The sequence below is a fragment of the Streptomyces sp. TE5632 genome, assembly GCF_054061295.1.
Genome location: NZ_JBSSEA010000001.1, coordinates 101,685 through 128,337 on the forward strand (window position 1 = coordinate 101,685; position 26,653 = coordinate 128,337).

A 26,653-nucleotide genomic window follows, 5' to 3' on the forward strand; every position below is an offset into this window, starting at 1 on the left:
GCGCTGCGGCCTGCCCTCTGTGCGCCGGCGATGAGCGCACGACGCAATCCCCCGTCGGCGCGTGGGGGGGGAGGACGCTGAAGGGCACCGGAACGCGAGGTCGGAGAGCATCACCCTCCGCTACCACCGAATGTGAGACAGGGCCGTTCGAAAAACAGACCCTCCGGGGGGATTCAGCCCTTGCGGGCCTTGATCTCCTCGGTGAGCTGCGGGACGACGTCGAACAGGTCGCCGACCACGCCGTAGTCGACCAGGTCGAAGATCGGGGCCTCGGCGTCCTTGTTGACCGCCACGATCGTCTTCGAGGTCTGCATGCCCGCCCGGTGCTGGATCGCACCGGAGATCCCGGCGGCCACGTACAGCTGCGGCGAGACACTCTTGCCGGTCTGGCCGACCTGGCTGGTGTGCGGGTACCAGCCCGCGTCCACCGCGGCCCGCGAGGCACCCACCGCCGCGCCGAGCGAGTCGGCCAGCGCCTCGATGACCGCGAAGTTCTCCGCGCCGCCCACCCCGCGGCCACCGGAGACCACGATCGCCGCCTCGGTCAGCTCCGGACGGCCCGTCGACTCCCGCGGCGTCCGCGCGACGACCTTGGTGCCGGTGGCCTGCGCGGAGAACGTGACGTTCAGCGCCTCGACCGCACCGGCGGCCGGGGCCGGCTCCACGGCCGCGCTGTTCGGCTTGACCGTGATGACCGGGGTGCCCCGGGAGACCCGGGAGCGGGTGGTGAACGCGGCGGCGAACACCGACTGCACGGCCACCGGACCCGCCTCGCCGGCCTCCAGGTCGACGGCGTCGGTGATCACGCCCGAGCCCAGGCGCAGCGCCAGGCGGGCGGCGATCTCCTTGCCCTCGGCGGACGAGGAGACCAGCACGGCGGCCGGGGAGATCTGCGCGGCCGCGGCCTGCAGCGCGTCCACCTGCGGCACCACCAGGTAGTCGGCGTACTCGGCGGCCTCGTGGGTGAGGACCCGCGCCGCGCCGTGCTCGGCCAGCACGGCGGCGGTGTCGGCGGCGCCGGCGCCCAGCGCGACGGCGACCGGCTCACCGATCCGGCGGGCCAGCGTCAGCAGTTCCAGGGTCGGCTTGCGGACCGCGCCGCCGGCGTGGTCGACGTAGACGAGAACTTCAGCCATGGGACTTCTTCTCTCCTGCTTGCGAAAGATGAGGGGCGAAAAGCGAGCTCGAGCCGCGTGGCTCAGACGAACTTCTGGCTCGCGAGGAACTCGGCGAGCTGCTTGCCGCCCTCGCCCTCGTCCTTGACGATCGTGCCCGCGCTGCGGGCCGGGCGCTCGGTCGCCGACTCGACCACGGTGTAGGCGCCGGCCAGGCCGACCTCGTCGGCCTCGAGGTCGAGGTCGGACAGGTCCCAGGAGGTCACCGGCTTCTTCTTCGCCGCCATGATGCCCTTGAACGACGGGTAGCGCGCCTCGCCCGACTGGTCGGTGACCGACACGATGGCCGGCAGGGACGCCTGAAGCTGCTCGGTCGCGGCGTCGCCGTCCCGGCGGCCCCTGACGGTGCCGTCCTCGAGGGCCACCTCCGACAGCAGCGTGACCTGCGGCACGCCCAGGCGCTCGGCGAGCAGCGCCGGCACCACCCCCATGACGCCGTCGGTGGAGGCCATGCCGGAGATCACCAGGTCGTAGCCGGCCTTCTCGATCGCCCTGGCCAGCACCAGCGAGGTGCCGATCGCGTCGGTGCCGTGCAGGTCGTCGTCCTCGACGTGGATCGCCTTGTCCGCGCCCATGGACAGCGCCTTGCGCAGCGCGTCCTTGGCATCCTCCGGGCCCACCGTCAGCACGGTGATCTCCACGTCGTCGTCGGAGTTCTCCGCGATCTGCAGCGCCTGCTCGACCGCGTACTCGTCCAGCTCGGAGAGCAGACCGTCCACGTCGTCCCGGTCGACGGTCAGGTCATCGGCGAAGTGCCGGTCGCCGGTGGCGTCGGGCACATACTTCACGGTGACAACGATCCTCAAGCTCACAACATCTCTCCTTCACTTCTGCGTCATTCCCGGCGGGCCGGGCTCGAGAGGCGGCCGGCATGCCGCCTTGCCTCTACGGCAGGTTGCGGGCCATGACGATCCGCTGGACCTGGTTGGTGCCCTCGTAGATCTGCGTGATCTTCGCGTCGCGCATCATCCGCTCCACCGGGTAGTCGCGGGTGTAGCCGTAGCCGCCGAGGAGCTGGACGGCGTCCGTGGTGACCTCCATGGCGACGTCGGAGGCGAAGCACTTGGCGGCGGCGCCCTGGAAGGTGAGGTCCGCATCACCGCGCTCGGACCTGGCCGCGGCCGCGTAGGTCAGCTGGCGGGCGGCCTCGATCTTCATGGCCATGTCGGCGAGCATGAACTGCACGCCCTGGAAGTCGGCGATCGGCTTGCCGAACTGCTTGCGCTCCTTGACGTAGCCCTGGGCGTAGTCCAGGGCGCCCTGGGCGATGCCCAGGGCCTGGGCGGCGATGGTGATGCGGGTGTGGTCCAGGGTCCGCATCGCGGTGGCGAAGCCGGTGCCCTCCTCGCCGATCATCCGGTCGGCGGGGATGCGGACGTCGTCGAGGTAGACCTCGCGGGTGGGCGAGCCCTTGATGCCGAGCTTCCTCTCCGGGGCGCCGAAGGAGACGCCCGCGTCGGACCTCTCCACGACGAAGGCGGAGATGCCCCTGGAGCGCTTGGTGGGGTCGGTGACCGCCATCACCGTGTAGTACTCCGACTCGCCGGCGTTGGTGATCCAGCGCTTGACGCCGTTCAGGACGTAGGTGTCGCCGTCGCGGACCGCCCGGGTCTTCATGCCGGCCGCGTCCGAGCCGGCCTCCGGCTCGGAGAGGCAGTAGGAGAACATGCCGTCGCCCTGGGCGAGCGGGGTCAGGTACTGCTTCTTCAGCGCCTCGGAACCGGAGAGGAGCACCGGCAGCGAGCCGAGCTTGTTCACGGCGGGGATGAGCGAGGAGGACGCGCAGACCCGGGCCACCTCCTCGATCACGATGACCGTGGCGAGCGCGTCGGCGCCCGCGCCGCCGTACTGTTCGGGCACGTGCACGGCGTGCAGGTCGTTCGCGACCAGCGCGTCGAGCGCCTCCTGCGGGAAGCGGGCGTCCTCGTCCACCGCGGCGGCGTACGGCGCGATCTTCGCCTCGGCCAGCGAGCGGACGGCGTCGCGGAGCATGTCGTGCTCCTCGGACGGGCGGTACAGGTCGAAGTCCTGACTCATGACAGGGACGCCCCAACTCTGCTCCAGCCGTGAAAACGGCCGGAGCGTACAGAAACCGGCGATGACCTAGTGATGGAACTCGGTATCGAAATTATGCACACTGAGTTCCATTCTTTCCAGCCCTTCTCTGCGATCGCGCACACCCGAGCGCGCCCGCCGGGATCGACTCAAGCGGGTGTTATGTTCCCCCCATGGACGAGGCACAGGGACACGGCAGGGCAGCCGTCGGCAACTCCGTGAAGCGATCGAAGCGGGACGCCCTGATCGCGGCGGCGTTCCAACTGTTCCTCGAGCGCGGCTTCGAGCGGACCACGATCGACGACATCGTCCGGCTCGCCGGCGTGGGCCGCAGCTCTTTTTTCCGGTACTTCCCGTCCAAGGAGGACGTGGTCTTCCCCGATCATGAGGGCTGCCTGGCCGAGATGACCACCTTCCTCCAGGACAGCAGCGGCGAGAAAGTGGAACCGGCGGCCCGGGTCTGTGACGCCGCTCGCCTCGTCATGCGGATGTACGCCGGCAATCCCACCTTCGCCATCCAGCGGTATCGCCTGACCAAGAGCGTGCCGGCGCTTCGCAACCGTGAGTTGTCCGTGGTGCGGCGATACGAGCGCACCCTCGCCGACTACTTGCGTCGACGCTTCGCGAGCCGATCCGACGGAACTCTGCGGGCCGATGTCATCGCCGCCTCGGTGGTGGCTGCCCACAACAACGCACTTCGGGCATGGCTCCGTTCCGGAGGTCAGGGAGACGTCTCGGCGCGCATGGACGCCGCTCTCGCGTTCGTGCAGAACTCCTGGGGCCCGGAAGGCCGGGCCGCGACCGCGGGCGACAGCGGAGAGAGCGACGACGTCGTCGTCCTGATCACCACGCGCAAGACGCCGATATGGCACGTGGTTCGCAAGATCGAATCCACTCTCCACGAGAGCTGACCACCACCTCGAGGAATGAAACTCAGTTCCTTTACATAGGGAACTCAGCACCATAGGATGCGCACGGACCGCAACGAGTGTCCGGCGCGGACGCGCGATCCTTGCGGTGGGCAGCGTGGTCCTCCTCCTCGCCCTCCAGTAGACGTCGTCCGGGCCATGTGCGTGCGGGACGATCAGTCCGATGTTGACGTGGGCGCCCTTACCGAGCACAGTCGCCCCCTGGCGGTGACCGGCCCGCCAAGGACCTCGTCCGGCGTTACCCGGAGCCGGGCGTGGTGACCATGCGTGGCGGCGGCCATGCCTCGGCCGCGCTCTCCCCCACTTCTACCCCTGCGGTACTGCCCGCCCAGTCCGCACCCCCTCGACCAGGAAGGAGCACACAGATGACGCAGAACCACGACCGGACCGAGGACCTCGTCCGCTACGCATGCCAGGACGGTCTGGCCCGCATCACGCTGGCCCGGCCGAACCGGGCGAACGCGGTGGACCTGCCCACTGCTCGCGCCTTGGGCGCGGCGGTGGACCGGGCGGCCGACGATCCCGCCGTGCGGGCAGTGCTCATCTGTGGCGAGGGCCGGCGGTTCTGCGCCGGAGGGGATGTGGCGGCGATGGCAGCCGCGGCAGACCGATCGGGCTACCTGGAGGAGCTGGCCGAGACCCTTGACCAAGCCCTGCAGCGCCTGGCCGCCCTGCCCACGCCCGTCGTTGCCGCGGTGCAGGGGTCCGTGGCGGGAGCCGGGCTGGCCCTGATGCTCAGCTGCGATGTGATCGTCTCAGCCGCCTCGACGAAATTCCTCATGGCCTACGCGGGGGTCGGTCTGACCCCCGACTGCGGCACCTCCTACCTCCTGCCGCGGGCCATCGGTCAGGTCCGTGCCCTCGAGATGGCTCTGACGGGCCGTACGCTCACTGCTGCCGAAGCACACCTGTGGGGGCTGGTCACCGAGGTGGTGGACGACGAGGTTCTCCAGGAGCGGGCTCTCGAGCTCGGTCAAAGGCTCGCGTCCGGACCGGCGTTCGCCCTCGGTCAGGCCAAGCGCCTGTTGCGCGCCTGGCACATGCCGCGCGAGCAGATGGGGCGGGAGGAGGCCCGCGTGATAGGGGAGGCGGTCGGGCGTGAGGAGGCCATCGCGCTCCTCGCCTCCTTCACCGACCGGTGAGGACAAGGAGCGCAGGCCCTGGCGAGGGGCCCAACTGAAACGCGGAGGCTAGAGCCACTCCACGTCGCCTTCGAGCAGGTCGCCCAGATTGGCCCGGTGCAGGTTGGCGATGTTCGTCAGGTGCGCGCGCATCATGGTTTCCGCCTTCTTGGTGTCGCCGTCGACGATGACCCGGGCCAGCTTGACGTGGTCGTGCGCCAGCGCCTGATGGATGGTCCGCACATCCGCGACGGTGGCGAGGTGGTGAGCCACCAACTGCCCGTAGGCGCGGAAGGTCAACTGGAAGACCTTGTTCCCCGTCAGCGCCGCGACGGCACCGTGGAACCCCTCGTGCCCGGACACGTAGATGTCAAGATCGTCGTGCGCCTCCTCCTCGACGTCGCCCGAGAGGTAGGGCGCCATCGTGGACTCACGCAGAGCGGCGTCCGGATTCGCGGCAGCCATGCGCGCGAGCGTCGGCTCCGCGAACAGCCACGCATCGAACAGCTCGCCGTAGGTCGCTCCCGCCAGATGGAAGTAGAGCGCCTCCATCCGGCCCAGGTTGGCGGAGTCGACGGTTCCCACGAGCGGCCCGCCACCCGGCCCACGGCGGATGGTGATCATTCCCTGGACCTCGAGGAGTCTCAACCCCTCCCGCAACGACTCGCGGCTCACGCCGTACTGCTTCACCATCTCGGCCTCCGAGGGCAGGCCGTCTCCCGGCTGCAGCCCTTGCGCCCGGATCGCGCGCACGACGTTGCGAGCAACCACCTCTGCGGCCTTGAGGGGCCTGAGGACCGACCCACCTGTGGCGATCGGGATCGCCGCCGAGCCACTCCCGTTCCTGCTACTCACCTGGCGCATCCTTCCGACTGGGTCTCGCCCCAACCTCATACTGAAACCACTCGCGAGCACAAGTTCGGGCCGTTGACACGGAACCCTCCCCGGCATCCTCTATTCCTCATGACGAATTAGCGATCTCGTGCTAGCGTCCACATATGGCAGACGCTATCCCCGACTCCGACCCGATCACGTACGAACAACGCGACTCCGTCGCGCTGATCACCTTGAACAGGCCCGAGTACCGCAACGCCCAGAACTCCGCGATGACGTACGCCCTGGACGACGCGTTCACCCGGGCGGTGAATGACGACTCGGCGCGAGTCATCGTCCTCCGCGGGGCCGGACAGCACTTCTGCGCCGGCCACGACATCGGCACGCCGGGGCGCGATACCCACCAGTCGTTCGACCGTCGCGCCATCATCCACTGGGACCACGTCGACCGCGAGGGCGTCGACGCGAGGTACGCCCGCGAGTCCGAGGTCTATCTCGGCATGTGCCGACGCTGGCGCGAGATTCCCAAGCCCGTCATCGCCATGGTTCACGGGGCCTGCATCGCCGGCGGGCTGATGCTCGCCTGGTCGTGCGACTTCATCGTCGCCTCCGACGACGCCTTCTTCTCCGATCCCGTGGTCCGGATGGGCATCCCCGGGGTGGAGTACTTCGCCCACCCTTGGATGATGAACCCCCGGGCAGCCAAGGAGTTCCTCTTCACCGGCGATCGGTTCTCCGCCGCGCGGGCGCATGAGCTCGGCATGGTGAACCACGTTGTGCCGCGCGAACAGCTCGAGGGCACGGTTCTCGCCATCGCCGGGCGGATGGCGCAGATGCCGGCCTTCGGCCTGGCCCTGACCAAGAAGGCAGTCAACCAGGCCGAGGACCTCCAGGGCATGCGCGCCGGCATGGACTCCGTCTTCGGTCTGCACCACATGGCGCACGCCCACAACGCCGAGGTCGGCGCCGACGCGCTCGGCGGGTTCGACGCCCGGGCCATGAGGGCCCGCTGAACGGACCGTTGCCGCGCGAGGACCGACCAGCTCCGTGACGCTGCTCGACGAGGTGCGTCTGCACGGTCCCGGTCATCAGGAACTCCCTTGCGGCGGACGGCTATCACCAGGTCCCAACCGCCCTCCGGCCCGTGACGGCCTCACGGACCACCAGCCACCCACTCCAGCGGGATCCCTCGAAACAGCCGGAGTGGCCAGCCACCTCTCTGTGCTTGCAGTCACACCACCATCACCTGCTGCAATTTACTAGGGCGTCCTAGTATCCCTCCAGCCCACACTCCCCCGTCCTGTCCGGGAAGGCCTCCATGAGCGATCTGCACCGTCCCCTGCACCCGGTCCGCCTGGTCACCGCCTCGGCCCTGTTCGACGGGCACGACGCGTCGATCAACATCATGCGACGGATCTTCCAGTCCCAGGGCGCCGAGGTGATCCACCTCGGACACAACCGGTCAGTGCGGGAGGTCGTGGACGCGGCGCTGGAGGAGGACGTACACGGCGTGGCGGTCTCGTCCTACCAGGGCGGGCACGTGGAGTACTTCGAGTACCTGGTCGCCTCGCTGCGCGAGCGGGGAGCGGAGCACATCCGCGTGGTGGGCGGCGGCGGCGGCGTGATCGTGCCCGAGGAGATCACCCGACTGCGCACCAGCGGAGTGACCATCTTCTCCCCGGAGGACGGCCAGCGGATGGGCCTGGCCGGGATGGTCAACTCGGTGATCCGGGATTGCGACTTCGACCTCTGGGACGGCAAGCCGGCCGACGCCGCCGCCGTGCTCGCCGGCGACCGGTTCGCGGTCGCTCGTGCCATCACCGGTGCGGAACTGGGCAAGCTGCCCACGGACTTCCTGGCACAGCTGCGTGCCGCGGCGGCGGAACGGGTCACGCCCGTTCTCGGCATCACCGGCACCGGCGGCTCGGGGAAATCGTCACTGACCGACGAGTTGGTGCGCCGGTTCCGTGTCGACCAGCAGGAAAAACTGCGGATCGCGGTGATCGCGGTCGACCCGACCCGCCGCCGCGGCGGCGGCGCACTGCTCGGTGACCGGATCCGGATGAACGCCCTGGACGGGGAGCGGGTCTTCTTCCGGAGCCTGGCCACCCGCGGCAGTCGCGAGCTGCCCGAGCACCTGTCCGATGTGGTCGACGTGGTCAAGGCCGCCGGGTTCGACCTGGTGATCGTGGAGACGCCGGGCATCGGCCAGGGCGACGCGGCGATCGTGCCGTTCGTCGACATCCCGATGTATGTGATGACGCCGGAGTTCGGCGCCGCCTCGCAGCTGGAGAAGATCGACATGCTCGACTTCGCCGACGTCGTCGCGATCAACAAGTTCGAGCGGCGCGGTGCCAAGGACGCGCTGCGCGACGTGGCCCGCCAGCTGGTCCGCAACCGGGAGGCGTTCGGCAAGAAGCCCGAGGACATGCCGGTGTTCGGCAGCTCGGCGGCCACGTTCCATGACGACGGGGTGACCGCGCTCTACCAGCACCTGAGGACCGCCCTGGCCGAGAAGGGGCTCCCGCTGTCCGAGGGCACACTGCCCCCGGTCGCCGTGCGCCACTCCTCCGGCATCCGCCAGGTGGTGCCCGCGGACCGGGTGCGCTACCTCGCCGAGATCACCGACACGGTCCGCACCTACCACGCCGAGACCGAACGCCTCGCCGAGGCGGCCCGGCGGGTGCAGCGCCTGGACCTGGTCCAGGGCGAGCTCGTCGCGGCCGGGTCCGACGCCGGGAACGTGGCCTCGCTGCTGGAAGAGGCCCGCAAGCAGCTCCCCCACCAGGTCACGGAGCAGATCGCGAACTGGCCCGCCGTCGTGGCGTCCTACTCCGGCGACGAGCAGGTCGTGAAGGTCCGGGACAGGGAGATCCGCACCAAGCTGACCCGCGAGTCCCTGTCGGGCAACAAGGTCCCCCGCGTGGCGCTGCCCACGTTCACCGACCACGGGGAGCTGGTGGGGTTCTGGCGTCGGGAGAACCTGCCCGGCTACTTCCCGTTCACCGCCGGGGTGTTCCCGTTCAAGCGCGACGGCGAGGACCCGGCCCGGATGTTCGCCGGCGAGGGTGATCCGTTCCGCACCAACCGGCGGTTCAAGCTGCTCTCCGAGGACCAGCCGGCCACCCGGCTGTCCACCGCGTTCGACTCGGTCACCCTGTACGGCCGTGACCCCGACGAGCGTCCCGACATCTACGGCAAGGTCGGCACCTCAGGGGTGTCGGTCGCGACCCTGGAGGACATGAAGGCGCTCTACGACGGCTTCGACCTGGTCGCGCCGACGACCTCGGTGTCGATGACGATCAACGGTCCGGCACCCACCGTGCTGGCGTTCTTCCTCAACACCGTCATCGACCAGCAGGTCGAGAAGTTCCGCGCCGCCGAGGGCCGCGATCCCTCGCCCGAAGAGGCGGCCGGGCTGCGCGCGCACGCGTTGGCGAACGTGCGCGGCACCGTGCAGGCCGACATCCTCAAGGAGGACCAGGGACAGAACACCTGCCTGTTCTCCACCGAGTTCTCCCTGCGGATGATGGCCGACATCCAGGAGTGGTTCATCGACCACCAGGTGCGCAACTTCTACTCGGTGTCCATCTCCGGCTACCACATCGCCGAGGCCGGCGCGAACCCGATCAGCCAGCTCGCCTTCACCCTGGCCAACGGCTTCACCTACGTCGAGGCCTACCTGGCCCGGGGCATGCACATCGACGACTTCGCGCCGAACCTGTCGTTCTTCTTCTCCAACGGCATGGACCCGGAGTACTCCGTCCTGGGCCGGGTCGCCCGCCGGATCTGGGCCGTCGCGATGCGGGAGAAGTACGGCGCCAACGAACGCTCCCAGAAGCTGAAGTACCACGTCCAGACCTCCGGCCGTTCCCTGCACGCGCAGGAGATGGACTTCAACGACATCCGCACCACCCTGCAGGCACTCATCGCCATCTACGACAACGCCAACTCGCTGCACACCAACGCCTACGACGAGGCCGTCACCACCCCGTCGGAGGAGTCGGTGCGCCGGGCGCTGGCGATCCAGCTGATCATCAACCGGGAGTGGGGCCTGGCGATGAACGAGAACCCGCTGCAGGGCTCGTTCGTCATCGACCGGCTCACCGATCTGGTCGAGGAAGCGGTGCTCGCCGAGTTCGACCGGATCAACGAACGCGGTGGCGTGCTCGGCGCCATGGAGACCGGCTACCAGCGTGGCCGCATCCAGGACGAGTCCATGCTCTACGAGCAGCGCAAGCACGACGGCACGCTGCCCATCATCGGCGTGAACACCTTCCGCCGGCCCGGCGGCGACACCGAGCCCCAGGAACTCGAACTCGCCCGCGCCACCAAGGAGGAGAAGGAGTCCCAGCTCAAGCGGGTCCACGACTTCCAGACCACGCACGGCGAGGAGGCCGCGAAGGCGATCGCCCGGCTCAAGGAAGCCGCGATCAACGGTGACAACGTCTTCGAGGTCCTCATGGATGCCGCCCGTGTCTGCTCGCTGCAGCAGGTCACCGAGGCGTTCTTCGAGGTCGGCGGCCAGTACCGCCGCAACGTCTGACAACGCCGGGCCAACGGCTGCGGTCCGCACCCCGCCGCACACGAGCGGGGTGCCGCCGGACCTCGGCCTTGACGTGCTCGATTCGGCAGGCAGCCGCTCCGGAGTCTGCCTTCCGCGCCACCTGTACCCGGTCCCACGGGCGCCGGCCTCGAGGACACCGCCCGCGTCCCTTCCCATCATCCGACCGCCGAAGGCCGTTGCCGGAGGCCGGTACCGCCGCAACGTCCGTGCCTCACCCGGCCGGAAGCAAGACCGCGCTCTTCATCAGATAGGACCTCAGATGGATCCCGTTACCCGTCTCGGCGTCATCGGCTGCGGCCTGATGGGCTCCGGCATCGCCGAAGTCGCCGCCCGCAACGGCCTCGACGTCCGCGTCGCCGAGTCCACCCATGACGCCGCCGAGGCAGGCCGCCGCCGTATCACCGCCTCCCTCGACCGGGGCGTACGGCACGGCAAGCTCAGCGAGGAGCAGCGCGACCAGGCCCTCGCCGGGCTCTCGTTCACCCACGACCTCGGCGACATGGCCGACCGCCAGTTCGTCATCGAGGCCGTCGCCGAGAACCGCGACATCAAGACCGACGTCATCCGCGCCCTGGACAAGGCGGTCGAAGACCCCGCGGCGATCCTGGCCACCAACACCTCCTCGATCCCCATCGTCGACCTCGCCGTCGCCACCGAGCGCCCCGCACAGGTCATCGGCATGCACTTCTTCAACCCGGTGCCCGTGCAGCAGCTGGTCGAGCTCATCCCGGCCCTCACCACCAGCCAGGAGACCGTGCGGCGCACCCGCGACCTCGCCGGGCAACTGGGCAAGCAGGCCATCCAGGCACCCGACCGCTCCGGCTTCGTGGTCAACGCCCTGCTCGTGCCCTACCTGCTCAGCGCGGTGCGGATGCTGGAGTCGGGCGCCGCAGTTCCGGACGACATCGACCGGGGCATGGAACTCGGCTGCGCCCATCCCATGGGGCCGCTGCGCCTGCTCGACCTCATCGGTCTCGACACCGCCCAAGCGGTGGCCGAGTCGATGTACGAAGAGTTCAAAGAACCGCTGTACGCACCGCCCGCCCTCCTGCGCCGCATGGTCGCCGCGGGCCACCTCGGCCGCAAGAACGGCCGCGGCTTCTACACCTACGACGTCTGAGGCCGGCCCACCGGTCCGGAGATCCGCACCGTCCAGCAGGCATGGACCGCGGCAGCCGGCCTCGACAGTCCCGCGGCATGACTGCCCCAGCCCGCCAGAACGCCGGCACTCACGTCGGCAGTGGGTGAGCAGCACCGCCGGCCAGCGCACAGCCCGACTCGAGGTCGGCCCCGGGCCTCCAGCGGCCGGATCCGCTCTTCCCGCCCGGAGGACGACACCGTCCCCCGGGCCCGTGCCGCGGAGGGGAGAACGCGCACGCCCGTCGGCCCAGTCGGTCAGCCAGGGGTGGCTGACCGACTGGGCCGACGGGCGCATCTTGGACGTCATCGCCGACCGGTTCGAAGGCGCCAGCGGCGCTCCCCGATGTGGTCGGCCCCTCCCGCGTGCGGCATCGCGACTCCACGGGGGTGGGCGTCCCCACCGCACTCCTGGCGGCGGGGACGCCGAACGCCTCGGCGTCCCACCTCAGTCGAGGCGGCGGAAGAGTGCGGCGAGGGCCTGACCGCCGCCGATGCACATCGTGACGATGCCGAACTCACCGCCGGTGCGGCGCAGGTGCTTCACCACCCGCAGCGACAGGATCGCGCCGGTCGCACCGACCGGGTGACCCAGCGCGATCGCGCCGCCGTACGGGTTCGTGCGCTCCGGATCCAGGCCCGCGTCGCGTGCCACGGCGACGGCCTGCGACGCGAAGGCCTCGTTCAGCTCGACGATGTCGATGTCGGCCGGCGTGAGACCGGTCTTCTCGAACAGAGAGCGCAGCGCGAACGTGGGCGCATACCCCATCAGACCCGGCTCCATCGCCGCCGTCGCGACCTGCTCCAGCGCCACCAGGCCGGTCGCACCACGATCGCGCGCCACGGACTCCCTGGCCAACACGACCGCGGCGGCACCGTCGTTGATGCCCGAGGCGTTGCCCGCTGTCACCGTGCCGCCCTCGGTGAAGGCCGGGCGCAGGCCGGCCAGACCCTCCAGCGTCGTCCCGGGCTTGGGGTGCTCGTCCGTGTCGACCACGGTCACCCCACGGCGGCCGCGCACCTCGACGGCGACGATCTCCTCCTCGAACGCCGCCTTCGCGGCGTCCGACGCCGCACGCTGTTGTGACCGCAGCGCGAACGCGTCCTGCTCCTCGCGCGAGACACCGTACTTCTCGGCGACCGCCTCGGCGGTCACGCCCATGTGCACGCCGCCGAACGGGTCGGTCAGTATCGCCACGGTTCCGTCGACCAGCGGCCGGTTGCCCAGCCTGTAGCCCGACCGGGCGCCGAAGTCGTAGAACGGCATCCGCGTCATCGACTCGTCGCCGCCCGCGACGGTGAAGTCCAGGCCGTTCCAGACCATCTCCTGCGCCGCGGACCAGATCGCCTGCAGACCGCTGCCGCACAACCTGTTCACGGTGAAGGCCGGCACCGACTTCGGCAGGCCGGCTTCGATCGCCACCCTCCGCGCGTTGTAGGCATCCGGGCCGACCTGGCCGATGCAGCCCATCACGACCTCGGCGGGGTCGTCGACGGTCACACTCGAGCGCTTGATCGCCTCGGTGACCGCCGCCGCACCGAGCTCGTGCGCCGGCACGTCCTTGAACTGGCCGCCGAAGCTGCCGATCGGGGTCCGCGCCCCGTTGATGACGACGATGCGTTCGTCCACGTCCGTCTCCTGGTTCGTTCAGTCGGTCGAAAGCGCTGCCGCGATCACGGCCAGTTGGGCGTCCCTGTCCACTACCTTGACGCGCGGGCGGCCCGCGGCTCGGCCGCTCGTCCTCTCGTGGGCGTCCAGGGCCTTCCACGCCTCCAGGTCGGTGACGCGCGGCAGGATCGATGCGACGTCGGTGGCATCGGCCGGTGCGCCGAGTCGTCCCGCTTCCCAGTCCTCGAGCAGGGCGTCGACCGTCTCACGCGCACATCGCCTGTTGGTTCCGATGACGCCCGAGGGCCCGCGCTTGACCCAGCCCGTGACGAAGGCGCCCGGGACCGTCGTGCCCGTGGACGGGTCGACGACCCGCCCGTGCTCGTTCGGCACGACCGCTCGCTCCTCGTCGAAGGGCAGGTCCTTGATCGGCTGCGCCCGGTAGCCCACGGAGCGGATGACCAGGCCGGCGGACACGTCGTCCGTCTCGTCGGTCACCGAGGTCGGGCCGGTCTCGGGATCGATCTGCGTCCGCGCGAACCGGACCGCCTCGACTCGCTCGTCGCCGACGATGGCGACCGGCGTCTTGCAGTAGTCCAGGACGACCACCGGTCGGTCGCCGTCCGGGACCTCGGTCGGCAGTCCTTCGATGAGATCGCGCTTGTACTGGTCGAGTGGCGTCCCGCCGGCGCCGAACGCCCCGAGGTCGGCCGACCGGATCAGCCGCGGCCCCAACGCCTCCTTGAGACCGATCAGTTCGGGGGTCGTGAAGGCCGAGGCATCCGCGCCACGCCTGGCGACCACGCGGATCTCCTTGATCGACGACGCTCTCAGTGCCTCGAGAGCGTGCTCGGCGATATCGGTCGCGACGAGCGCCTCCGGATCCTTCGCGAGCACCCTGGCGACGTCGAGCGCGACGTTCCCGTTGCCGACGATCACCGCCCGCTCGACACCGAGGTCGAACTCGGAGGCCGCATGGTCGGGATGGCCGTTGTACCAACCGACGAAGTCCGTCGCGGCGTGGCTCCCCGACAGGTCCTCGCCCTCGACTCCCAGCCGGCGGTCGCGGGACGCACCCACCCCGTAGACGACGGCGTGGTAGCGCTCGGCGAGCTGCTCGTGCGTCACGTCCTCACCGACCGTGACGTCGAGGAACACCCGCACGTTCTTGCCTCGCAGCGCCCTGCCGAACGGCTCGTCTGCGTTCTTCGTCGACAGGTGGTCGGGCGCCACGCCGAACCGGACGAGCCCCCATGGCGTGAGCAGCCGCTCGAAGACGTCGATCGCGATGTCGACGCCGCGTTGCGACAGCAGGTGCTGGACGGCGTAGCTCGCCGCGGGCCCGGTGCCGACGACGGCCACCTTCAGGGGGCCGGCCGGCGCGCCCGTCCAGGTGCGCGGCGCGGGCTCCTTGTACGGCGTCGGGTCGTAGTCCCGACGGGCGGGATCCCGGTAGTACGCCGCATTCAGTTCGAGGAACGGCAGCGACTCCGCGGGAAGGTCGTAATCGGGCTCGATCGCGCTGACCGGGCAGGCGTCGAGACAGGCCCCGCAGTCGATGCAGCCGTCCGGATCGATGTAGAGCATCTCGGTCGTGCCGTACCCCGGCTCCTCGGGAGTCGGGTGGATGCAGTTGACCGGACACACAGGCACGCAGGACGCATCGTTGCAGCAGTTCTGGGTGATGACATATGTCATGGCATTCTCAAATCCTCATGATCAATCGTGACCCCGGTCCACGTTGCCGGCAATCGGGCGCCGGCGACGGAGACCGATCCGATCCCCGTCGGCGTCTCCCGGCCCCGCTCCACGCGTCCCGTCATCGGAAAGCCGGTCGTCACGGCGACGTCGCCAGGGCCGCGACCCTCTCGGCCCTCAGCACCCGCCGCAGCAGCTTGCCCATCTCGTTGTAGGGCAGCTCGTCGCGCACGTGGAAGCTCTGCGGGACCCGGGTCGACCGCAGCCCTTCTCGCACCCACTCGCGCAGGTCGTCCTCGACGACGGCGGCACCGGCGGCCGGCACGACGAAGGCCTCGATCCGTTCCCCCCACTCCGTGTCGGGGACGCCGATCACCGCGACGTCCTTGATCGAGGCGTGCGACCGGAGTCGCTCCTCGATCTCACCGGGAGCGATGTTCTCGCCGCCGCGGACGATCACGTCGTCGGCACGGCCGTGGAGGAAGAGGAAGCCGTCCACGTCGAGATGGCCATGGTCGCGGGTCGGGTACCAGCCGTCGTCGCCGACCGCCGAGTGCGAGAGGTACTCGCCCGAGACCTGGTCGCCCCGGACCCAGATCTCACCGGTCTCGTGGGGGCCGAGCACCCGGCCGTCCTCGTCGCGGATCTCGATCTCGACGGTGGGCAGGGCCCGGCCGACCGAACCCAGGCGAGCGCGAACCGACGGATCGTCGCTCGCCGCGGCCTCGCGGTGATCGTCCGGGCTCAGCAACGTGATGGTCGAGCTCGTCTCGGTCAGCCCGTAGGCGTTCACCAGGTCCAGCGACGGGAGCAGGCTCATGGCCCGCTCGATGACCTCGACGGGCATGCGGCCACCGCCGTACGACAGGTGACGCAGTGCCGGCAGGCCCCGGCCGTCACGCTCGACCTCGTCGAGGATCCGGTTCAGCATCGTGGGGACGACCATGGCCTGTGTCACCTTGTGGCGGCGCGCGGCCTCCACCCAGGCGGCCGGATCGAACGCGGGCATGAGGACGATCCGGCGGCCGGCGTAGACCGAGGTGAGGAGCGAGCTCACCGCTGCGATGTGGTACGGCGGAACGGACACGAGGATCGCCTCGTCCTCGGATGCGTTGAGGAACTCGACGGTCGTGACGACGTACGGCACCAAGTGCCGGTTCCGCAGGACGGCCGCCTTCGGCGTCCCGCTGGTGCCGCTGGTGAACAGCAGCACGGCGGGGAACTCGCCATCGGTGTCCTGGGGTTCGGTCGGCGCCCCATCGCCGGGGAGGTGGAGCGGCTCGACGCCGGGCAGGCCCGGCACCCGGGAGGCGGACCGCTCGTCGGTGACCACCGCGACGGGGGCGATGCGCTGCAGCGCCTCCGCCAGTTGCCCATCGGTCCATCGATAGTTCACCGGGACGTAGGAGACCCCTGCCATCGCGCAACCGAAGAACAGCGCGATCGTCTCCGGCGAGTTCTCACCGAGGTAGGCGACCGACGTGACGGCCCGCTCCCGGATGGCAGCGGCGTGCGCGCGGGCGCGGTCGGCCAGCTCGTTGTAGTTCCAGCACAGGTCACCCGACACGACGGCCGCGCGGTCGCCGGCTGCCTGCGAGACCATCTCGAGGATCATTGTCACGTTCATCTGCGGCCTCAGTCCGAGGAGGGCAGCTTCTTGGCGGCGAGCTCGGTCAGCGCCTCACCGTCGACGCTCAGGCTTCCGGCGCCGGGCTTCACGCAGAGGACCTGGAGTCCGGAGCTCTCCTGCGTGTAGCGCTTGCCCAGAAGGGTGCCGCGATCGTGCCCGGTGGCGGGTTCGCCCCGGACGCCATCCCGGGTGGCCACCATGGCGACGCCCCCGCACTCCAGCACGACGTCCGCGCCCTTGATGACCACCACCTCCGTCTCGCACACGGCGCTGACCACTCGGGTCCCTGTCTTCATCGTCCTGCTCCTCGTTCGTCTTTCGGGAGGGAGTTCTCGTGTTCGCATCAAGCTCGTCGGTCACTCACACCGCACCGCCCAGCAGGGCCAACGCCCGGCGCGCGAGGGGCCGGACCATTTTTCCTCGCTGTGCCATCCGCGGATCCGGGCTCTCGCCGCGCACGTGGCGTGCGTAGAGCTGCTGGAGGATGACCACGGTCCGCCAGCACCCGAACGCCTCGTACCAGCCGATGTCCGACAGGTCGTACGAGCTGGTGCCGGCGTACCTTTCGATCACCTCGCCACGGCTGGGCAGGTCGAGCTCGCGGGTCGCGGACGCGGCGACGAAGGCACCCACGTCTCCCGCGGGGAGCGTGTGGTCGGGCCAGTAGTTGAGCAGGGTCCCGAAGTCCGCCAGCGTGTCGCCGAGGGTGGCCATGTCCCAGTCGAAGACCGACGCGACCCTGTCGGGGTCGCCTGCCGCGAACTGACAGTTGTCGATCTTGAAGTCGTTGTGGACGATCCCAGCCGTCTGGCTCCTGGGCATGGTGCGGGCCAGTCGGTCCCCGACCTCGTCGACCAGTGCCTTCGTCGAGGCCGCGTCCGGGAGGTTCGACTGCTCGGCGACCGCCTGCCAGCGCTTGGTCCAGCCGGCGACCTGGCGCTCGAGGAATCCGTCGGGCCGACCGAGGTCCTGGAGTCCGCAGGAGGCGGGATCGACCTCGTGCAGCTCGGCCAGGGCGTCGATCACCGCAAGGCCGATGCGACGGGTCGCGTCGACGTCGGTGCTGACCTCGGAAGGCACGCGCTCCCAGACCACGTATCCCGAGCGGTACTCCGAGACGAAGAACTCGGCCCCGATCACCGCGGGGTCCGAACAGTGGAGGAACGCCCGGGGCGCGCGGTCGTACGCCTCGTGCAGACGCGACAGCACCCGGTGCTCGCGTGCCATGTCGTGAGCCCCGGCGGCCACGGTGCCGAGCGGCGGGCGCCGCACGACGAGGTGCCGGTCGCCGAAGGACACCCGGTACGTCAGGTTCGCCGAGCCCCGCGGGAACTGCATCACCGTCATGTCGCCGCCCAGGCCCGGCAGGTGCTCGACCAGCCAGGAACGAAGCGCCGGCTCGTCGAGCTCGTCGCCGGCCCGGATGGCGGCGACGTCGTGCGTCGGGGCGGGCTCGTGGACGGTGGCCATGGACGGAGTCCCTCCTGCGGTGGCGCGTGAACGTCACCACAAGCTAATTCATCATGATGAATAGGTCAAGGCGCATCGTGGCGCGGTTCACGGCTCCCACAGCCGCCGGGCACGCGCCGAGGAGTCACAGCCACTCGACGTCCCCGTCGAGGAGATCGCCCAGCTGCTCCCTGTGCAGGTTCAGCACGTTGGCGAGGTGCGACTCCATCAAGGACTCGGCAGTCGACTCGTCACCGTCCAGCACCACCTGGGCCAACTTGAGGTGGTCGTCGACGAGTGCGGTGTGGATCGTCCGAACGTCGCCGACGGTCGCGAAGTGGTGCGCGACCAGCTGGCCGTACGCCCGGAACGTCACCTGGATGACCCGATTGCCGGCCAGGGCCGCCAACGCGCCGTGAAAGCCCTCATGCCCGGACATGTACACGTCAAGATCGTCGTGTGCCACGTCGTCGACGTCACCGGACAGGTACGGAGTCATCGCCGCCTCCCGTGCCGCTGCGTCGGGGTTGGCGGCGGCCAGACGCGCCAGGGTCGACTCGGCGAAGATCCACGCCTCGAACAGCTCGTCGTAGGAGGCGCCCGCCAGATGGAAGTACAGGGCCTGCAGCCGGCCCAGGTTCGCCGAATCGACCGTGCCGACCAGTGGGCCCCCGCCGGGACCGCGCCGGATCGAGATCATGCCCTGGACCTCGAGAAGCCGAAGTCCCTCACGAAGCGACTCCCGGCCCACGCCGTACAACTTCAGCATCTCCGCCTCGGAGGGAAGACTGTCTCCCGTGCACAGTCCGTGCGACCGGACCGTGCGCACCACGTTGCGGGCGACAACTTCGGCCGCCTTGAGCGGACGGAGAACCGATCCACCGGCCGCGATGGGGATTCCCGCACGCCTACCGTCTCCGGACGTCACCTTGCTGCTCATGACCACTCCCCCTTCGGAGTTCGCTTGCACCTTGTCGCTCGTGCCTCCGCCGGGACCACTGGCGCGACGAGGACACTCCGTAAGAATTCATTCACATAAATTGACGCCACGCCCGCATGCGGATGATCCCGTGCGCAACTGATGGGCGAGAGAGCTTCCCTGAGGATCTGTCGGCGCTCATCGACTGCTCCGGCGCGCCGGATCCGGTCGGCCCGCACGATCGCCTCGTCGAACCCGTCGGCGGCGTGCTCCGCCACCAGTCCGCGGTCCACGGTGTCGACTCTCTCGATGTACATGAACGGGCCGGTCCGTTCCGGAACTTGGCGGATCTCGCTGATGTCCGCCTTGGCCCGCGCCGCCTCCGTCGGAGGCGGCGCGCCGGAGACGATCCAGCCGTCGCCGGCAGCGGCGGCCCGGCACAGGGCCGCCGGGAAGGTGCCGCCCACGATCACTGAGCTGCCGAGCGCTGCCCCACCGGGCGCCTCAGCGCTCACTCGGACAGGATCGAACGCCCATCGGTCCGGCCGGTCGCCCAAGGGGCCGCCGGCGAAAACCCGGCGGAGCACGGCGATCTCATCGTCGACGTCGCGGCCACGCGTGGCGAACGGCGCACCGAGCGCCGCGAACTCCCCCTGTGGCCGGCCTGCGCCGGCCCTTGGTCGTAAGCGCCCGCCCGAGACCTCATGCGGCGTCGCGACGGCCCGTGCGGCCAGAAGTAGGTGCCGGAGCACGGCGACGAGCACAGCCGCCCCCAGCCCGGTCGTGCTGGTCGCCCCTGCGACGGCGGCCAGGGCGGCCAACGGGTCGGCCAGGGGCGTCCGCTCGTCGAGGACGGCCGTACCCGGCCTGTCCGAGAGCTGCGGTCCACCCGGGTTCGGGTGCGCGGATCCGCGGCCGACGGGACGCACCACCCGGTCACCGGCCCGCCGCGCGCCGAATCCGGCGAACTCGCCGTCCCGGACCGGCTCGACGAGTGCCCCACCCGGAATGGCCCACGCGCTCGGGCTCAGTCGGACACCCCTCATGCCGCCCCACCACGGGCGGAGCGAAGGAGCCGGGGGACGGATCATGTCAGAACGACTCCGTCAGCGATCCGACCCGGCTCAGGTCGACGATCCTGCGCTCGGCGATCGCGCCCCGGGCCTGCACCATCGAGCGCGGGAATCCCACCGAGAGATGTGCGGAGAGCCGCCCTTCGGCGTCGATCCAGGCGGCGCCCCACCGCTCCGGGTCGTCGTGCTCCCTCAAGAACACGCGATCGCCAGGGCGATGCTGACCCACGTACTGCAGCTTCCTGCCGAACTGGTCCGACCAGAAGTAAGGGACGTCGTCGGTCGACTTCGGCGTGCCCATGATCGCGCCGGCCGCGGCCGGCGCACCGTTCACCGCCTCGTCCCAGTGCCCGGAGTGAACCCGCCGACCGAGCAGGTCGCTCCACCGCGCGGCCACGTCACCCACCGCGAACACGTGGGGGTCACTGGTCCGACGGTCCGCGTCGACGGCGACTCCCCCTGCCTCGACGGCGAGACCGGCGCGGGCCAGCCAGTCGGTCTCGGCGCGCACGCCCACACCCGTCACCACGATGTCCGCAGGGATGAGCTCGCCGTCGGCGAGCACCACCCCGTCCGCCGAGACCTCGCGAACCCTGGTCGACGTGCGCAGGTCCACCTCCTGCCACCACGGCAGGAACCGACGCCCGACCTCCGGGCCCAGCGGCCCCTCGAGCGGCGTCGCGCCGAGCTCCACGCACGTCACCCGGCATCCGCGCGTCAGCGCGGCGGTGCTGACCTCGGCACCGATCCAGCCCGCGCCGATGACGACGAGCCGGGCGCCGGGCACCAGGGACTCGCGGAGGCGCTCGGCGTCCTCACGGGTGCGCAGGGTCACCTGCGGCCCGTCACCGGGCAGGGTGACCGGGCGCGCCCCGGTGGCGATCACCAGGAAATCGTAGTCGTGTGCCGACCGGTCGGTCGTCACACGCCGCCGTGCCAGGTCCAGGCCCGTGGCGCGCTCGCCGCGGGCGAAGTCCACCCCCAGCTCCGCCAGGTCCAGGCCCAGGCCGAGGTCGATGTCGCCGTGCAGGAACGCCTTCGCCAACGGCGGTCGGTCGTACGGCTCGTGGAGCTCGTCGCCGATCAGTACGATCTCGCCGTCGAAGCCTGCCGATCGGAGCGCCGCACAGGTCCGTCCGCCGCCGATTCCACCACCGACGACGACGGCCCTCTGCGGAGCCGCTCCGGCGTACGTCATGCGAGAACTCCCTCCGCACGGAGCACCCGATCGGCCAGGGCGGCCGGCGGGTGCAGGATCATCTCGTTGCTGCGCGCCTTCCGGAACAGCAGATGAGCGGAGTGCTCCCAGCTGAACCCGATGCCACCGTGGACCTGGACGTTCTCGCTGCTGGCGAGGACGGCGGCGCGGGACGCCGCCAGCAGGGCCATGGCCGAGGTCTCCGGGAGGTCCCGCGGGCTCTGGACCGCCGCCCACACCGCGTGCTCCACGAGCGACCGGGCCAGGTCGGCTTCCACCGCCACGTCGGCGAGCACGTGCTTGACGGCCTGGAAGGAGCCGATGACCCGGCCGAACTGCTCGCGGACCTTGGCGTACTCGACCGCGTCCTCCAGCGACTGCTCGGCGACGCCGAGCTGTTCGCAGGCGAGCAGGAGATGGGCGACCGCCTCGATCCTGTTGCGCAGCCCTTCCGTGACGGCGTCGCCGAGGTCTGTCGCGGGGGCACCGTCGACGGTCAGCGTGGTGATGTCCCGGACGAGGTCCAGGGTCTCGTGCCGGTCCCGGGTCGCGTCCGCGACGTCAATCCCGAACCAGCGCGCTCCGGCCGGGGTCGACGCCTCGGCGATGAGGACGTCTGCCACGGATCCGTCGACGACGGCCGGAGCCGATCCCGTGACCCGCCAGGCGCCGTCGACCTCGACCGCGCGGAGGTCTCCGGCGAAGGCGACGGCACCGTGAGCGCTGCCGTCGATCAGTGCGGGCAGCCACACGCCGGCCGCCGGCGACTCGAGCGCGGCCACGAGCGCCTCGATGGCCAGTGCCGCGCCGAACAGCGGGACCGCCGCGGTGCGCCGGCCCAGCACCTCGACGACCGCGCCCAGCTCGGCGTGGGTCGCGCCGGCGCCGCCCTGCTCCTCCGGGACCGCGAGTCCGAGGATGCCGACCTCGCGGATCAGGCGTTCCCACAGCTCACGGTCGAACGCTCCGCCGGCCGCAGCATCGGCCCGGGCGACCGCGTCGCTGCGGGGCGCGACCCGGTCGGCCAGCTGCGCAACGCCCTTGGTGAGTTCCGACCGCATCTCGGCCGCCTCGACATCCTGCAGAATCATCCGTCACACCTCCACGGAGGTCGGGGCGTCCGTCCGCAGTGACGCGAGGAGGCCGGCGTACTTCTCCTCGGCCCGGGCCTGGAGCCGCGGCACGTGCATCGACGGGAAGAGGTCGGGGGCGGGAGTCACGTCGCGCAGCAGCTGCTTGGCCACGGACTGCTTGTGCACCTCCGTCGCACCGTCGGCGATCGCCATGTGGAAGCTCTCCAGGACGTACTTGCCGAACGGCATCTCGGTCGAGACCCCCAGCGATCCGTGCAGTTGCAGGGCCCGGCCCGCGACGTCCTGCAGCACCCTCGGCATCGCGACCTTCACGCCCGCGATGTCCTTGATGACCTGCTTGTAGTCCTTGGCCTGGTCGATCTTCCACGCCGTGCGCAGCACGAACAGCCGGAACTGCTCGAGCTGGATCCACGAGTCCGCGATCATCTCCTGGACCAACTGCAGGTCTCCGAGCCGCCGGCCACGGGTCTCGCGCGAGACCGCCCGCTCGAGCATCAGGTCCAGCGAGCGGCGCACCAGCGCGACGGTGCGCATCGCGTGGTGGATGCGCCCGCCTCCCAGGCGCACCTGCGCGACCTCGAAGCCGTCGCCCTCCTCGCCGAGCAGGTGGTCCGCGGGGATGCGCACGTCGTTGTACCGGACGTAGGCGTGCGTCCCCTCGTGACCGGCGTGGCCGGTGACGCCGACGTTGCGGACGATCTCGATGCCCGGCGTGTCCGACGGCACGATGAACATCGACGCGCGACGGTGGCGCGGTGCGTCCGGGTCGGTCACCGCCATGAGGACGAGGAAGCTGGCGAACCGGGCGTTCGACGAGAACCACTTCTCGCCGTTCACGACGTAGTGGTCGCCGTCGCGCACGGCTCGGCACCGGAACGACGTCGGGTCCGATCCTCCGGTCGGCTCCGTCATCGAGAAGCACGACGCGATCTCGCCCTCGAGCAGCGGGGTCAGGTAGCGACGCTTGAGCTCCTCGGAGCCGAAGTGCGCCAGCACCTCCGAGTTGCCCGAGTCCGGTGCCTGGGTGCCGAAGACGACAGGGCCGCTGAGGGTCGTGCCGATCAGCTCGTTGAGCAGCGCCAGCTTGAGCTGCCCGTAGCCGGGGCCACCGAGCTCCGGGGCCAGGTGACAGGCCCACAGCTCCTTCTCGCGCACCTTCTGCTGCAGGGGCTTGATGATCGCGTTTCGGACGGGGTCGGTCATGTCGAGCGGGTGCTCGTACATGCGATCGGCCGGTTCGACCTCCTCGCGGACGAACTGCTCGACCCAGTCCAGCTTCGCCTGGTACTCCGGATCGGTCTGGAAGTCCCACGCCATGGTGTTCTCCTTCAGGTGGCGGACGGCTCGGATGCGCCGATCGCCCAGTTGGGCAGGACGACGTCCTCTCCGAGGTCGATGAACTCGACGGTCACGGGCGTGCCCACGCGCAGGTGCGGGCGGCCGGGCAGGTGACCGAGGAAACGGACGGTCGGGTCCCCGGGGCGCGGTTCGACATCGACCAGGACCGACGTGTACGGAACCGGGAAGTGGGGGTTGATCTGGTGCTCGACGACGGTCCACGTGTGGACCCTGCCCTCGCCGGGCACCTCCTCCCACCCGAGGTCGTCACCGCGGCAGGAACGGCACCGCGGGCGGGGCGGCTGTTGCTGGTGCGCGCAGGCGCGGCACGTCTGGACCACGAGCCGGTGCTCCCGGGCCGCGGCGAAGAATCCCGCCGTGTCGGGGTCATCCGTGATCGGACGCAGTCCGATGCCTCCTCCCAGCCCGCTCATGCCGACACCAGCAGCAGGGCGCTCGCCCCCGGCGGAGGCGCCGAGGTGACCAGCGAGACCTCGGCCCCGGGGACTTGAGCGGTCGACGTTCCGCGGATCTGGCGGACGCCCTCGACGATGTGGTTCATGCCATGGATGTACGCCTCGGACAACTGGCCTCCTGCCGTGTTGATCGGGATCCGTCCGCCGACGTCGAGCGCGCCGCTCTCGACGAAGGCCGACGTGTCGAGCCGGTCGCAGAATCCGTAGTCCGGCAGTTGGAGGAAGACCGTGATGGTGAAGCAGTCGTAGAGCTGCGCCACATCGACGTCGCTCGCCGCCAGGCCGGCCCGCGCGTAGAGCCGCTCGGCGACGCGCCGGGAGGTGAGGTTGTCGAGGCTCTCCCCCATCAGCACCGGATACATCTGTCCCGGCCCGACCCGCGTCCCCGTGCCCTGGGCGACGGAACGGATCATCGCCGGCGGCTGCGCGCAGTCGCGCGCCCGCTCCGCCGAGGTGACGACCAGCGCCGCCGCGCCGTCCGTCTCCAGGCAGAAGTCGTAGAGGCGCAGCGGGTCGGAGATCATCCTCGACGCGTAGTAGTCGTCGAGCGTCAACGGACGGTCGTACATCTGCGCCGCCGGGTTCGCGTTGGCTCGCCGGCGGCACACCATGGCGATCTCGGCGAGCGCCTTTGACGTCAGGCCCCACTCCTCCTGGTAGCGCCGGGCGATCATGGCGAAGAACTGGCCGGGCGAGGTGACGCCGTACGGTGAGAACAGCTCGAGGTAGCTCGAGTTCCCCCCGACGCCGCTGTCGGCCGACACGCCCTTGCCCAGCCGCCGTCCCGACCTGCCGTTGAGCGCCCGGTAGACGAGGACGTTCGTGGCCTGCCCGGACACGATCGCCGCCACCGCCTGCCCGACCATCGCCGCCGGGCCGGACCCGCCGGGACCGTTCTGGCCCCAGTAGGCGATGTCGTCGATGCCGAGCGCGTCTGCCAGCGCCACCTGGGACGTCTCGTCATAGTCGCTGCGGATCAGGCCGTCGATGTCGGCGGGGACCAGCCCGGCGTCCGCGATGGCGGCCAGCGACGCCTCGGCGGCGAGCGAGGTGACGCTGCCGCCGGACGCCTTCGAGTACGCGGTCGTGCCGATGCCGACGACCGCGCACCGGTCCGGCACCCAGGTGTCGGTCACGACGCCACCTCGCCGGCGACGAGGCCGCTCACCACCGCGTCGGTGTCCGCTCCGAGGCGCGGGGGCGCCTTCGGCTCGCCGGTTCCGTACGAGAACCGGAACGGCGCCCCCGGGAACAGAGCCGGCTGACCGTCACCGGCCGCGACCGGGACGAAGAAGCCGCGCTCCCGCAGGTGCGGATCGTCGAGGAGCTGCTCGGGCGCGAAGACCGGACCGATCGGCAGGCCACGGCGCTGGGCCTCCTCGTAGACCGTGACCGAGTCCTGCATCAGGAAGAACGACTCCATGATCGTCTGGATGTGGGAGAAGTGCTCCTGCCGGTACGCCAGCGAGAGGTACTCCTCACCTCCCAGGTCGAGGTCGAGACCCAGCGTGGTGAGCCACTCGACCAGCGTCGTCCACGTCCGGTCGTCGCTGAGGATCAGCGCGAAGTACACCTGGACGCCGTCGGCGCACTCGAACAGGGCCGGCTGCGTCGGCGACGGCTGCGCGTGCCGGCACGTCTGTCGTTCGAGCAGGACCCGGGGGTAGAACCAGTACGGGTTCGCCAGCTCTCCGCTGACCGCCACGGCCTCATGCATCGAGACGTCGACCAGCTGCCCCAGTCCGGTGGCCTGCCGTTCGAGCAGGGCGAGGAGTACCCCGCAGTGGCCGAAGCTCGCCGCGATCTGGAAGGCCTGGTTCCCACCCGGCCTGATCGGCGGGATCGTGTGGTCGTCGTAGCCGCAGCTCATAAGGATCCCGCCGGCGGCGAGTGCCACGAGGTCGCTCGAACGCCACTCGGCCCAGGGGCCCGTCAACCCGAACGGAGAGACCGACAGGACGATCAGGTGCGGCAACTCGTCGACGAGCGCGGGCAGATCGAGTCCGTCAGCCTCCAGGTCGCGCGGGCCGGCCGACGTGATGAGCACGTCTGCGTCGGCGATGAGCGCCCCGCGCTCCTGACGCCCCTCGGCTGTGGACGTGTCCACAACGACACTGCGCTTGCCCGTGTTGTACGTCCAGAAGTGCAGGCTGTGGTCGGGGTCGCCCTCGTGGCCCTGTGCCCACGGGCCGATCCTGCGGCCGGCCGATCCGCCGGGGGGCTCGACCTTGACGACGTCGGCGCCCTGGTCGGCGAGCAGCTTGCCGACGATCTCGCCCTGGGGGTCCTGAGCGAGTTCGACGACTCGCAGACCGCTGTACGTCAGTTCCGACGTGGGGCCGTCCCACATG

The 26,653-nt window shown here is 70.2% G+C and carries 22 protein-coding genes; 5 read left to right on the top strand and 17 right to left on the bottom strand.

Annotation, left to right across the window (positions count from 1 at the left end; all coding sequences use genetic code 11):
• Nucleotides 1-173: 173 nt before the first annotated feature.
• The 3 genes from ACVW19_RS00480 to ACVW19_RS00490 form a co-directional block, all read right to left on the bottom strand.
• Nucleotides 174-1,136 carry an electron transfer flavoprotein subunit alpha/FixB family protein gene (locus ACVW19_RS00480; RefSeq protein ID WP_457455457.1) on the bottom strand — a complete coding sequence of 321 codons (963 nt, stop codon included), beginning with the start codon at nt 1,134-1,136 and terminating at the stop codon, nt 174-176.
• 62 nt (nt 1,137-1,198) lie between these two features.
• The gene (locus ACVW19_RS00485) at nt 1,199-1,987 is read right to left on the bottom strand and encodes an electron transfer flavoprotein subunit beta/FixA family protein (RefSeq protein ID WP_457455459.1); all 789 of its coding nucleotides are present in this window, start codon (nt 1,985-1,987) and stop codon (nt 1,199-1,201) included.
• Between the two features lie 73 nt (nt 1,988-2,060).
• Nucleotides 2,061-3,212: an acyl-CoA dehydrogenase gene (locus ACVW19_RS00490; RefSeq protein WP_457455461.1), complete on the bottom strand. Its 1,152-nt coding sequence runs from the start codon at nt 3,210-3,212 to the stop codon at nt 2,061-2,063.
• A 191-nt stretch (nt 3,213-3,403) separates the two neighbouring features.
• On the opposite strand from ACVW19_RS00490, the gene ACVW19_RS00495 reads away from it, so the two are divergent.
• Both ACVW19_RS00495 and ACVW19_RS00500 read left to right on the top strand, forming a co-directional pair.
• A complete protein-coding gene (locus ACVW19_RS00495) occupies nt 3,404-4,141 on the top strand; it encodes a TetR family transcriptional regulator (protein WP_457455463.1) in 738 nt (245 codons plus the stop codon).
• Nucleotides 4,142-4,524: 383 nt separating this feature from the next.
• Nucleotides 4,525-5,301, top strand: a complete 777-nt coding sequence (locus ACVW19_RS00500; protein WP_457455464.1) for an enoyl-CoA hydratase/isomerase family protein — start codon at nt 4,525-4,527, stop codon at nt 5,299-5,301.
• A 48-nt stretch (nt 5,302-5,349) separates the two neighbouring features.
• Here ACVW19_RS00500 and ACVW19_RS00505 read toward each other — a convergent pair whose 3' ends face one another.
• On the bottom strand, nt 5,350-6,135 hold the full coding sequence (locus ACVW19_RS00505) for a FadR/GntR family transcriptional regulator (protein WP_457455466.1): 786 nt from the start codon (nt 6,133-6,135) through the stop codon (nt 5,350-5,352).
• Nucleotides 6,136-6,278: 143 nt separating this feature from the next.
• Between ACVW19_RS00505 and ACVW19_RS00510 the strand changes: the two genes are divergently transcribed.
• The 3 genes from ACVW19_RS00510 to ACVW19_RS00520 all read left to right on the top strand — a co-directional run bounded on the left by ACVW19_RS00510 (nt 6,279) and on the right by ACVW19_RS00520 (nt 11,801).
• On the top strand, nt 6,279-7,127 hold the full coding sequence (locus ACVW19_RS00510) for an enoyl-CoA hydratase (RefSeq protein WP_457455468.1): 849 nt from the start codon (nt 6,279-6,281) through the stop codon (nt 7,125-7,127).
• A 305-nt stretch (nt 7,128-7,432) separates the two neighbouring features.
• Nucleotides 7,433-10,660 (top strand): fused isobutyryl-CoA mutase/GTPase IcmF, encoded by a 3,228-nt coding sequence (gene icmF / locus ACVW19_RS00515; RefSeq protein ID WP_457455470.1) that lies wholly within the window; start codon nt 7,433-7,435, stop codon nt 10,658-10,660.
• A gap of 280 nt (nt 10,661-10,940) precedes the next feature.
• Entirely contained in the window at nt 10,941-11,801 is an 861-nt protein-coding gene (locus ACVW19_RS00520; protein WP_457455471.1) for a 3-hydroxybutyryl-CoA dehydrogenase, read from the top strand.
• 465 nt (nt 11,802-12,266) lie between these two features.
• On the opposite strand, the gene ACVW19_RS00525 is transcribed toward ACVW19_RS00520, so the two are convergent.
• From ACVW19_RS00525 to ACVW19_RS00585, 13 genes are all read right to left on the bottom strand, one after another.
• The gene (locus tag ACVW19_RS00525; protein ID WP_457455473.1) at nt 12,267-13,448 is read right to left on the bottom strand and encodes a thiolase family protein; all 1,182 of its coding nucleotides are present in this window, start codon (nt 13,446-13,448) and stop codon (nt 12,267-12,269) included.
• Nucleotides 13,449-13,466: 18 nt separating this feature from the next.
• The gene (locus tag ACVW19_RS00530) at nt 13,467-15,125 is read right to left on the bottom strand and encodes an FAD-dependent oxidoreductase (RefSeq protein WP_457455475.1); all 1,659 of its coding nucleotides are present in this window, start codon (nt 15,123-15,125) and stop codon (nt 13,467-13,469) included.
• A gap of 139 nt (nt 15,126-15,264) precedes the next feature.
• The gene (locus ACVW19_RS00535) at nt 15,265-16,752 is read right to left on the bottom strand and encodes a class I adenylate-forming enzyme family protein (RefSeq protein ID WP_457455477.1); all 1,488 of its coding nucleotides are present in this window, start codon (nt 16,750-16,752) and stop codon (nt 15,265-15,267) included.
• Between the two features lie 8 nt (nt 16,753-16,760).
• Nucleotides 16,761-17,051, bottom strand: a complete 291-nt coding sequence (locus ACVW19_RS00540; RefSeq protein WP_355890572.1) for a hypothetical protein — start codon at nt 17,049-17,051, stop codon at nt 16,761-16,763.
• 64 nt (nt 17,052-17,115) lie between these two features.
• Nucleotides 17,116-18,225 carry a phosphotransferase family protein gene (locus ACVW19_RS00545; protein ID WP_457455479.1) on the bottom strand — a complete coding sequence of 370 codons (1,110 nt, stop codon included), beginning with the start codon at nt 18,223-18,225 and terminating at the stop codon, nt 17,116-17,118.
• Between the two features lie 124 nt (nt 18,226-18,349).
• The gene (locus ACVW19_RS00550) at nt 18,350-19,144 is read right to left on the bottom strand and encodes a FadR/GntR family transcriptional regulator (protein ID WP_457455481.1); all 795 of its coding nucleotides are present in this window, start codon (nt 19,142-19,144) and stop codon (nt 18,350-18,352) included.
• Nucleotides 19,141-20,169, bottom strand: coding sequence for an LLM class flavin-dependent oxidoreductase (locus ACVW19_RS00555; protein ID WP_457455483.1), 1,029 nt, complete (start codon nt 20,167-20,169; stop codon nt 19,141-19,143). The genes ACVW19_RS00550 and ACVW19_RS00555 overlap by 4 nt, the downstream gene beginning before the upstream one ends.
• Nucleotides 20,170-20,215: 46 nt before the next feature.
• The gene (locus tag ACVW19_RS00560) at nt 20,216-21,394 is read right to left on the bottom strand and encodes an NAD(P)/FAD-dependent oxidoreductase (RefSeq protein ID WP_457455485.1); all 1,179 of its coding nucleotides are present in this window, start codon (nt 21,392-21,394) and stop codon (nt 20,216-20,218) included.
• The gene (locus tag ACVW19_RS00565; RefSeq protein WP_457455487.1) at nt 21,391-22,485 is read right to left on the bottom strand and encodes an acyl-CoA dehydrogenase family protein; all 1,095 of its coding nucleotides are present in this window, start codon (nt 22,483-22,485) and stop codon (nt 21,391-21,393) included. Before ACVW19_RS00565 ends, ACVW19_RS00560 begins: the two co-directional genes overlap by 4 nt.
• Before the next feature lie 3 nt (nt 22,486-22,488).
• Nucleotides 22,489-23,805, bottom strand: coding sequence for an acyl-CoA dehydrogenase family protein (locus tag ACVW19_RS00570; protein ID WP_457455488.1), 1,317 nt, complete (start codon nt 23,803-23,805; stop codon nt 22,489-22,491).
• A gap of 11 nt (nt 23,806-23,816) precedes the next feature.
• Nucleotides 23,817-24,260 carry a Zn-ribbon domain-containing OB-fold protein gene (locus ACVW19_RS00575; RefSeq protein WP_457455490.1) on the bottom strand — a complete coding sequence of 148 codons (444 nt, stop codon included), beginning with the start codon at nt 24,258-24,260 and terminating at the stop codon, nt 23,817-23,819.
• Complete coding sequence (locus tag ACVW19_RS00580) at nt 24,257-25,438, bottom strand: thiolase C-terminal domain-containing protein (RefSeq protein ID WP_457455492.1); 1,182 nt, start codon at nt 25,436-25,438, stop codon at nt 24,257-24,259. The genes ACVW19_RS00575 and ACVW19_RS00580 overlap by 4 nt, the downstream gene beginning before the upstream one ends.
• A complete protein-coding gene (locus ACVW19_RS00585) occupies nt 25,435-26,652 on the bottom strand; it encodes a CaiB/BaiF CoA transferase family protein (protein ID WP_457455494.1) in 1,218 nt (405 codons plus the stop codon). Before ACVW19_RS00585 ends, ACVW19_RS00580 begins: the two co-directional genes overlap by 4 nt.
• Nucleotide 26,653: the final 1 nt, after the last annotated feature.

Bases quoted from the DNA above. Each gene is read 5' to 3' on its own strand.
- ACVW19_RS00560 (WP_457455485.1), bottom strand. From the start codon at position 21,394: ATGACGTACGCCGGAGCGGCTCCGCAGAGGGCCGTCGTCGTCGGTGGT.
- ACVW19_RS00575 (WP_457455490.1), bottom strand. From the start codon at position 24,260: ATGAGCGGGCTGGGAGGAGGCATCGGACTGCGTCCGATCACGGATGAC.
- ACVW19_RS00490 (WP_457455461.1), bottom strand. From the start codon at position 3,212: ATGAGTCAGGACTTCGACCTGTACCGCCCGTCCGAGGAGCACGACATG.
- icmF (WP_457455470.1), top strand. From the start codon at position 7,433: ATGAGCGATCTGCACCGTCCCCTGCACCCGGTCCGCCTGGTCACCGCC.
- ACVW19_RS00545 (WP_457455479.1), bottom strand. From the start codon at position 18,225: ATGGCCACCGTCCACGAGCCCGCCCCGACGCACGACGTCGCCGCCATC.
- ACVW19_RS00520 (WP_457455471.1), top strand. From the start codon at position 10,941: ATGGATCCCGTTACCCGTCTCGGCGTCATCGGCTGCGGCCTGATGGGC.
- ACVW19_RS00535 (WP_457455477.1), bottom strand. From the start codon at position 16,752: ATGAACGTGACAATGATCCTCGAGATGGTCTCGCAGGCAGCCGGCGAC.
- ACVW19_RS00540 (WP_355890572.1), bottom strand. From the start codon at position 17,051: ATGAAGACAGGGACCCGAGTGGTCAGCGCCGTGTGCGAGACGGAGGTG.
- ACVW19_RS00500 (WP_457455464.1), top strand. From the start codon at position 4,525: ATGACGCAGAACCACGACCGGACCGAGGACCTCGTCCGCTACGCATGC.
- ACVW19_RS00530 (WP_457455475.1), bottom strand. From the start codon at position 15,125: ATGACATATGTCATCACCCAGAACTGCTGCAACGATGCGTCCTGCGTG.
- ACVW19_RS00550 (WP_457455481.1), bottom strand. From the start codon at position 19,144: ATGAGCAGCAAGGTGACGTCCGGAGACGGTAGGCGTGCGGGAATCCCC.
- ACVW19_RS00495 (WP_457455463.1), top strand. From the start codon at position 3,404: ATGGACGAGGCACAGGGACACGGCAGGGCAGCCGTCGGCAACTCCGTG.
- ACVW19_RS00510 (WP_457455468.1), top strand. From the start codon at position 6,279: ATGGCAGACGCTATCCCCGACTCCGACCCGATCACGTACGAACAACGC.
- ACVW19_RS00565 (WP_457455487.1), bottom strand. From the start codon at position 22,485: ATGATTCTGCAGGATGTCGAGGCGGCCGAGATGCGGTCGGAACTCACC.
- ACVW19_RS00570 (WP_457455488.1), bottom strand. From the start codon at position 23,805: ATGGCGTGGGACTTCCAGACCGATCCGGAGTACCAGGCGAAGCTGGAC.
- ACVW19_RS00585 (WP_457455494.1), bottom strand. From the start codon at position 26,652: ATGTGGGACGGCCCCACGTCGGAACTGACGTACAGCGGTCTGCGAGTC.
- ACVW19_RS00555 (WP_457455483.1), bottom strand. From the start codon at position 20,169: ATGAGGGGTGTCCGACTGAGCCCGAGCGCGTGGGCCATTCCGGGTGGG.
- ACVW19_RS00480 (WP_457455457.1), bottom strand. From the start codon at position 1,136: ATGGCTGAAGTTCTCGTCTACGTCGACCACGCCGGCGGCGCGGTCCGC.